Genomic DNA, 8,264 nt, shown 5'->3' with positions numbered 1-8,264 from the left:
CTCCAGCACCTACTGCCTCCAGCAACTGCTGAGGGCTAACCCCCATCGGGATGACAGGATTCGAACCTGCGACCCCTTCGTCCCGAACGAAGTGCGCTACCAAGCTGCGCTACATCCCGAGGTCAATCCAAAGCTTTGTAAGTATAGCATGCCATGCATGCTGTCTTCCCGCGGGTGGGAGCAGGGATCCCCGGCCAAGCGGGAGTCGTTCTGCGCTAAGCTATGGAGATCCACCGTTGCCCTACCGGAGTATGAGTCAGACCAAGGGTTTCAGCCAATCCAAGCCAGAGAAAAAACCGGCCAAGGCCAACACGGCTAAGCGCAAGGAAGCCGCCAAACGCTACGATGAGCTGAAAGCCAAGGGGATGCCGGAGTTCGCCATTTTTGCCCGGCGCCGCCAAGCTGAGCCCGGCAAACCCAACCCCTGGCTACCCGTGGGATCCCTGGCGGTCAGTCGCTCCAGCGCCATCCATCAGGCCATCTTCCAAAACGAGGAAGAGCTCAAAAAAGCAGCCGTCCGCCTCTTTCCCCGTCTTAGCAAAGTCAAAGACGAGCTGGAGTTTGGCTTTCGCCTTAAGGACAAAGAGTTTCAAGATGAGCCCATTCAGGTGGCAGTCCGGCCCCAGCCTTCGCCCCTTCAGAGCTGGATAGACAGGGTGCGCAGGTGGCTGGGCCTGGGCAAAAGAACTACCCAAGCCTCCAAGAAAGGCTAAGCCGTGGCAAAGGCTTTGGGTAGCCAGCTCAAAATCAAGGGGTTGACGATCTCTGGGCGCTCGTCATGGGGACAATGGCCCGTCTCGGGAAGAGGGAAAAATTGGTAGTCGATCCCCTGCACATGGTTTTGAAAGCCGCGGCCCCGTTCAATAGGTGTCCAGGGATCCCGTTCGCCCCAGATCACCAGCAGCGGGCAGCGCACCTGGGGCAGCAGCGCTTCGGGGGTGGGGCCAGGGGGAGCGGTGAGAATGGCCGCAAACACTTGCTGCGCTCCCACATCACAGGAAGGGGCGTAGAGGATCTCCACCAGCTCATCAGTGATGGCCGCAGGGTTGCAGTACACCTGTTCTAAGGTGGCGCGGATCCGCTGCCGCTGCCGCACCCAATTGAACAGCAGTGGCCCCGTGACTGGCGAGGCCACCACAGCAGTGAAGGTGGCCATGAAAACGCGGGCCATCGGGCTGAGCTCGTGGGAGCGATGGTTCAGGCCGCCGGCACAGTTAAGCAGCACTGCCCCTGCAGTCAGTTGTGGGTGCTGGGCGGCCATGAGCAGGCTAAGTAGGGCGCCGATGGAATTGCCAATAAACACTGCCGGCTGCCGCACGTGCTGCTGCCAAAAATCTGCTAGCAGCTCGGCCCACAGTTCTAGGCTGTAGGCAAGAACTGGCTTGGCCGAGCCGCCAAACCCCAGCAAATCCAGGGCATAAACCCGGTATCCCGCCGCCGCTAGCACAGGGATGTTGTGCCGCCAGTGGCCAATGGAGGCCCCAAAGCCATGCACCAAAATCAGTGGGGAGCCAGATCCCTGGACGACGTAGCGAATGGCGTGACCCCGCCAGCTCCAGGTTTGGGGAGCAAAAGGGGCAATGGAATCGGCTGCCAAACTAGCAGGAGGAGCAGTGAACACAGCCAGAAAAATGTGGGTCCCTACCTCCTCATCCTAGCGCGACTCTGAGTGTCCTTCTCTGCGGGCCATCGCCCCCAATCCCTTTCTCCGAGGAGATCTGGCTTCTCGGCAAGACTCTCAGGTAACCACATCCGGCTGCTGCCGACCGGTGCGAGCGCGGATCTGGGCGAAGTGATCCGCCAGTTGGATTAGCTCGGCTAGGGCCACCTGGGGATCCAGGCCATGCCGGCTGGGATCCGGCTCAAATCGCTCCAAGTACACCCGCAGAGTGGCCCCGTGGGTGCCGGTGCCGGAAAGGCGGTAAACGATGCGGGAGCCATCCTCAAAGCCAATGCGGATCCCTTGGTTGTGGCTGGTGCTGCCGTCCACCGGATCCGTGTAGCTGAAGTCATCGGCATAGGCCACCGTCTGGGAGCCAAAGTGCTGCCCCACCCAGCTTGTCACGGAGCGCCGCAAGTGCTCCATCAGCTCCTCGGCCACCTCCACCGGCAGCCCCTCGTAGTCGTGGCGGGAGTAGAAGGTACGCCCGTAGGTGCGCCAGTGCTCTTCCACAATCTGCCGCACCGACTGGCGTCGCACAGCAAGGATGTTCAGCCAAAAGAGGACAGCCCAGAGGCCATCTTTTTCGCGGATATGGTTGGAGCCGGTGCCGAAGCTCTCCTCGCCGCAGAGGGTCACTTTGCCGGCATCCAGGAGGTTGCCGAAAAATTTCCAGCCGGTAGGAGTCTCATAGCAGGGGATCCCCAGCTTGGCTGCCACCCGGTCTGCCGCCTGGCTGGTGGGCATGGAGCGGGCGATCCCGGCCAGTCCCTCCCGGTAGCCGGGCACTCGCTGGGCGTTGGCCGCCAGCACGGCCAAACTGTCGCTGGGAGTTACGTAGAACTGGCGGCCCAGGATCATATTGCGATCCCCATCGCCATCGGAGGCGGCGCCGAAATCCGGGCCGTCCTCCCGAAACAGCAGCTCCACCAGGGCGCGGGCATGCACCAAGTTGGGATCCGGGTGGCTGCCGCCAAAGTCCGGCAGGGGCTGGCCGTTGAGGACGCTGCCCGGCGCTGCCCCCAGGCACTCTTCCAGGATGGTGCGGGCATAGGGGCCGGTGACGGCGTGCATGGCGTCGAAGGCGATACGGATCCCAGAGGCCAGGTAATCGCGGATGGCGTCAAAATCAAACAGGCGCTGCATCAGGCCCAGATAGTCGGCCACTGGGTCGATGACGGAAAGCGTCAGGGATCCCAGCCGCTGCTCTCCCAAGCGGTCTAGATCCACATCTGGGGCTTCCAGGATGCGGTACTCCCGAATCTGCTGGGTGCGGGCGTAGATGGCCTCGGTCACCTTCTCCGGGGCAGGGCCGCCGTTGCCGATGTTGTACTTGATGCCAAAGTCTCCCTGGGGGCCGCCGGGGTTGTGGCTGGCCGAGAGGATAATGCCGCCGTAGGCCCCGTATTTGCGGATAAGGTGGGAGACTGCCGGCGTGGAGAGGATCCCGCCCTGGCCCAGCAGCACCCGCCCGATGCCGTTGGCTGCTGCCATCTTGAGCAGGATCTGGATGGCTTCCCGGTTGTAGTAGCGCCCGTCTCCGCCCACCACCAGGGTTTGGCCAGCGGATCCCTCGAGGACGTCAAAGATGGACTGGACAAAGTTCTCCAGGTAGTGGGGCTGCTGGAACACCTGCACCGGCTTGCGCAGGCCGGAGGTGCCCGGCTTTTGGTCAGGAAAAGGGATGGTGGCCACGGTGCGGAGGGTCATAAGCTGCCGAAACTCTGCTTGCCCCTCTACTATCTCATCCCCAGCCCTGCTCTTCTGCCCGCTCTTGGGGATTGGTTGTCGCCTCTTGCTGTAGCTTGCTGCCTCAGGATCCCTTGCCGCCAGGCTCAGGGCAGGACTTTGAGCGCCTGGCCGGCGCTGCGGCCATAGCGGCTGGGATCGTACATCTCCTGGACAAGGGCAGGGGCCACCTGGAACTGGCCGGGGATCTCCGGGCGGAAGAGGTAGACGAACTCGTGGCGGCCCTGCCTGAGCTCGGTGCTGAAGAAGGCCACGCGGTCGTCGCGGTTTTCTTGATGGGTCCAAAACCAGTCCCACCAGTAGTCGGGGGCCGAGCCGGTGAGCAGCCGCGGATCCTGGGAGGTGATCTCGGCGCCGCTGGGCAAGGGATCCTCGATCACCACATAGTGGCTATCCCGCTCAGCTTCCACCGTCAACCGGGCCAGGAGCACCTCGCCGGCGCGCACCGCCTCGCCGGGGCGCAGGAGCTGTTCTCGGTAGCGGATCTCTCCGTTGGCTTGGGGTTGGGGCTGTAGGCGGAAGTAGCTGCGGCTAATGGCAAAGCCTTGGCTTTGAGAGGGCAGAGGGTTGGGAACAAAAGCTTCTCCCCTCAAGCTGTAGTAGAGGGGGCCGGTGCCGGATTTTTCTAAGCGCAGGCGGCGCAGGGTGCTCACTTCGGCGTCGTCCCAGTCCAGCACCTGGCGGGGATCCGCAGCGCCGGCCTGCCAACGTGCCAGTTCAGCTCCGCTCACCTCCTCCAACACCCGCACCTGGCCGGGGTCGGGCTGTTGCTGTTGCTGGGCTTGGTAGTAGGCCACCAGGCCCAGGAGGGCATCGGCGGTGGCTTTGGTGGTGCGCCAGCGGTTGTCCTGCCGCTGCTGGAGAAGGGCGGTGGCGATCTCGCCGGCGCGGCCATCCTGGAGGCGCACGGCCAGTTGCAAGAGGGGCCCGGCCACCTCCAGGTCGTCGTAGGTGGAGCGCTCCCCGGTCGGCGGGGCGGAGGCGGCAGGAAGAAACCAGCGCCCCTGGGGATCCCTTTGCCGCCGCTCTAGAACCTCATCCAGAGCCGCTTGGGCGGGATCCCGCTGGCCCTGTTGCAGGGCGGCCAGCCCGCGGTAGGCCAGGCCAAAGGTGGAAAGCTGCGGCGGCGGCGGCAGCTCAGCAGTCACCAGCGCCGGATCCCAGAGGGCCAGGCTGTAGGCCACAAAGGCCCGCAGATCGGGGGAGAGGGGTTGGAACTGCTGCCCAGCCAGGTACTCCAAAGCCTGCTGCACCCGCCACTCCTTGAGGGCATAGCCAGCGGCCTGGGCGAGATGATAGCCCTGCAGGATGTAGGCGGTCAGGTAGGGGTTGCTGGTGTCGTAGGCCCACCAGCCCCAGCCGCCGTCATAGTTCTGGGAGTCCTCCAGCCGCTGCAGGCCGGCTCGAACCACCCGCGGCAGCCGCTCCAGGGTGGGCGAGCGCAGGTTCAAGCCCAACTGCTTGCTGGCCTGGGCCACCGCCAAGGCGGGCAAAAAGCGGCTCAAGGTCTGCTCGGTGCAGCCGTAGGGGAACTGCACGAGATAGTCCAACGGCCCCAAAAGCTCCGCTGCCGGGCTGGCGGCCAGTTCCAGATGCAGGTGTCGGGATCCCGGCACCCAAGTGGCCGGCCAATCCAAAGGCAGCTCAAGGCTGTTCGCCTGCAGCCGCCCCGTTTGGAAGAAGCGGTGTACTGCTCCCAAGGGCTGGCTGGGGATCCGCAGTTGCAGCGCATCCTGCAGCCCCTCCCCTTGCGCCCAAACCCGCACAGGGCTATCGCCGGCCCCCAGCACCTGCAGCGGCCATTCCACCCGCTCCGCCCCTTGGGCGGGCACGGTCAGGCGTTGCCGTTGGGGGCCCTGCACTTCTAGGTTTCCGGGCACTTCCAGCCCCACTTCCACTGCTTGGGCTTGACCGGTGCGGTTTTGCACGATGGCCGCTAAGGTGAGCCGATCCCCCACCCGGAAAAAGCGGGGGGTGGCCAGGCGCACCAAGAGGTCTTTGCTGACAGCGACGGTGGCTAGGGCGGAGCCCACCTGGGTGTCGGCGGTGGCGGCGCGGGCGGTCAAGCGCCAGGTAGTCAGGTTGTCCGGCCAGCGCACCTGGACCTGGGCTAAGCCATCGGCATCGGTCACCAAATCCGGGAACCAGGCGGCGGTATCGCGAAAGTCTTCCCGCACCTGGCCGGCCAGCTTGTCGGCACCACCGGGGTATTGCTGAGGGAAAGAGGTGGTGGTGGTAACTTGGTTGTCCTGGCGCCCGTAGAAGAAGCGGCGGATATCGGGGGTGAAGTCGGGCCGCAGCAGGTAGAGGGCGTTGTCCACGATCCCCAACCCCACCTCGGCGCTGACCGGCTGCCCTTGGGCGTTGCGGGTGCGGATTTGAATTTGGGCCGTCTCCCCTGGTTGATAAGTGGGTTTATCCGTCTGCAGCTCCACCTGCAAAAAGCGATCCAACGGCGAGACCCGCAGCAGAGCCTCGTTCTGGTACAGCCGCCGCTCTGGGCCGAGGACGGTAGCGGTGACGTAGAGGTTGGGGCGATACTCCTCCCGGATGGGCAGGCGCAGGGTGGCCGTATGCCCCTGCAGGCGCAGCACCTGTACCTGGTGCAGCCGGGATCCCTCCAGACCCACCAGCACCGGCAGATCCGGCAGCGGCGAGACGATCAGGAGCTGGGCCTCTTCCCCCACTTCGTAGATCTGGCGATCCGCCACCACCTCCAGGCTGGGCAGGGATCCCCAACTGGGCAGGGGGTTGCCCGGCTCCACCACCCAGAGATGGTCTACCTCCTGCACGCGGTGGCGGCGGGGATCCTGGGCCGTCAGCCGCACCCGGTAGTCTCCCGGCTGCAGGTCGGCGGGCAGGCGCAGAACCAGGCTGCCCTCGCCGTTGACAACCTGAAAAGATTGCCGCAGCAGAGTGGCTTGCCGTCGGTAGACGCTGCTCTGGGGATCCCAGCGCCAGCGCTCCAGGCTCAGCTCCCCGGCGGTGCTGACCGGTTGGCCGTCGTAGTCGCGGGCTTGCAGCCGGTAGGTGATGACATCCCCTGGAGCGGGCAGGTGGCGATCGGCCTCGGCAAAGAGGGCAAATTGGCCGGCCGTCACCCAGGCCCGTGCCGTTCCGGTCACGCTGCGGCGGCTGATATCACTCACCTCCACCTCGATGCGCAACTGCTGCACCTCCTGCGGGCCCCAGTAGCTGTCTTCCTCCCAGTCCAGATCCTGCAACAGGCGCTCCAGGCGAAACTCCGCCCGCCCCTGGGCATCCGTCACCCCTGCTCCTTCCGCCACCAGCCCCCCGTAGCCGCCGTAGTAGCCCTGCTCCTCTCCCAGGTCGCCGGCAAAATAGTCTTCTGCCCCCGAATGAGGCAACAGCCCGTAGCGCAGGCTCCAGTCGGGGCTGCTGTAAACCCAGTAGCGAAGCTGGGCAGCGGCCACCGGCGCCCCGAAAAGATACTCGGCCTCCACCTGTACCTTCAGGGATCCCCCCCGCACCAGCCAAGGCCGGTCGGGCACCACCCTCACCTCAAACTCCGGTTTGCGGTAGGCTCCCACCTCGAAGGCGGTGTACTCGCGGCTGGATCCCTGCGGCCCGGCCACCCGCCACTCCAGGCCGTAGCTGCCCAGGGGGGTTTCCTCCGGCAATTGAAACTGCCCGTGGACGCTGCCGAAAGCGTTGGTGGCCAGGGTTTGCTCGCCCAGCACATCGCCGTCGGGGGCGGTGAGGGTTACTTGCACCGGCTGGCCTGCCGAGGTGAGGCGGTCGTGCTCCCGCACCAGGGCGCGAAAATAGACCGTCTGGCCGGGGCGGTAGAGGGGACGATCCGTGTAGGCGTAGATGCGGTGGGGCTGGTTCCAGCCATAGGCATAGCTGCGGGACAAAGCCTGCAACGTGTTGTCGGCGCTGTGGCCATAGACCACCAGCGAGGATCTCTCCCCTGTCGGCAAGCTAAACCGGGCCAGCCCCTCCTCGTCGGTGGTGGCAATGAGGGGATCCCTCCGCTCCCCGAAAACTTGGATCTGGATCCCCGGCAGAGGACGCAATTCCCGCAAATGCACCGCCTGCACCACCAACTGGCTGGCATCCTGTTTCTGGATGAGGCCAAGATCACTCACCAAAAGCCACTCTCCCGCCCAAGGCAGCGGTGCCGCCGCCTGCCGCGGCTGTTGGCCTTCCGCCTCCAGCCAGTAGGCCCCCGGCGGCAGGATCCCCAGCTCCAGGGTGCGGGTCAGCTCTTCTCCCCCCAGTGGCTGCTGCCAACGGCGCACCAGCTCTCCTCGCAGGATGGAATACAAATCCGGAGCCAGGGATCCATAGCCAGCATCGGCCAGATCCCGCAAGAAAGGGGATCCTTCCAAATCAGCCAGGGAAAAGCGGTAGAGGGCAAACTGCACCGCTCCCAGGCCACTGGCCCGCCACTGCAGCCGTGCCGGCTCTGCGGTCGTGAACACCGAGCTGGGGCTGTAGAGGTAGAGGCTGGGGGGCAGAAGCTGCGGGCGTAGGAGAGGAGCAGAAGCTATCGCCCCTTCCCGCACCTGCACGGGTCTCTCGCTGGAGACCGTCTCTAGGCCGGATCCCCGCACCGTCACCCGGTATTCCCCAACGGGCAGCCGCTCCAGGCGGTACTCGCCCTCCGCAGACGGGCTGATGCTGCGGCTCACCGGGCCGGCGGCAATCACCTGGACGTTCCCCGGCGCCACCCCTGCCGGCAGCTCCACCCGCCCCAGCAGGGATCCCGTCGGCTGTTCCGAAAGCAAGACCGCCAGCCCCACTCCCAAAAACACCACCAGGGCCACCAACCACCGCCGCAGCATGGATCCCTTCCTCCTCCCGATGGGTTCTGGTTGCCCTGGGGATT

4 protein-coding genes and 1 tRNA gene are annotated in these 8,264 nt (G+C 65.1%); 1 reads left to right on the top strand and 4 read right to left on the bottom strand.

Annotated features, from left to right (window positions below; translation table 11 throughout):
• Positions 1–45: 45 nt before the first annotated feature.
• Positions 46–119: transfer RNA gene (locus NW852_RS09075), tRNA-Pro, on the bottom strand.
• A 132-nt stretch (positions 120–251) separates the two neighbouring features.
• Between NW852_RS09075 and NW852_RS09070 the strand changes: the two genes are divergently transcribed.
• Positions 252–713 carry an HHL1-like protein gene (locus NW852_RS09070; protein WP_414364481.1) on the top strand — a complete coding sequence of 154 codons (462 nt, stop codon included), beginning with the start codon at positions 252–254 and terminating at the stop codon, positions 711–713.
• Here the strand turns inward: NW852_RS09070 and NW852_RS09065 are convergent.
• The 3 genes from NW852_RS09065 to NW852_RS09055 form a co-directional block, all read right to left on the bottom strand.
• Complete coding sequence (locus tag NW852_RS09065) at positions 710–1,621, bottom strand: alpha/beta fold hydrolase (protein WP_414370911.1); 912 nt, start codon at positions 1,619–1,621, stop codon at positions 710–712. The genes NW852_RS09070 and NW852_RS09065 overlap by 4 nt on opposite strands.
• Positions 1,622–1,738: 117 nt before the next feature.
• A complete protein-coding gene (locus NW852_RS09060; RefSeq protein WP_414364477.1) occupies positions 1,739–3,370 on the bottom strand; it encodes an alpha-D-glucose phosphate-specific phosphoglucomutase in 1,632 nt (543 codons plus the stop codon).
• Between the two features lie 125 nt (positions 3,371–3,495).
• Positions 3,496–8,220 (bottom strand): alpha-2-macroglobulin family protein, encoded by a 4,725-nt coding sequence (locus NW852_RS09055; RefSeq protein WP_414426664.1) that lies wholly within the window; start codon positions 8,218–8,220, stop codon positions 3,496–3,498.
• Between the last annotated feature and the right edge of the window lie 44 nt (positions 8,221–8,264).

Origin of the sequence: Synechococcus sp. H60.1 (assembly GCF_047462335.1) — a bacterium.
In the GTDB taxonomy this organism is placed as follows: domain Bacteria; phylum Cyanobacteriota; class Cyanobacteriia; order Thermostichales; family Thermostichaceae; genus Thermostichus.
This window is presented reverse-complemented; position numbering and strand designations above follow the sequence as displayed.

Coding starts and splice junctions, on each gene's coding strand:
- NW852_RS09070 (WP_414364481.1), top strand. CDS start 252: ATGAGTCAGACCAAGGGTTTCAGCCAATCCAAGCCAGAGAAAAAACCG.
- NW852_RS09060 (WP_414364477.1), bottom strand. CDS start 3,370: ATGACCCTCCGCACCGTGGCCACCATCCCTTTTCCTGACCAAAAGCCG.
- NW852_RS09055 (WP_414426664.1), bottom strand. CDS start 8,220: ATGCTGCGGCGGTGGTTGGTGGCCCTGGTGGTGTTTTTGGGAGTGGGG.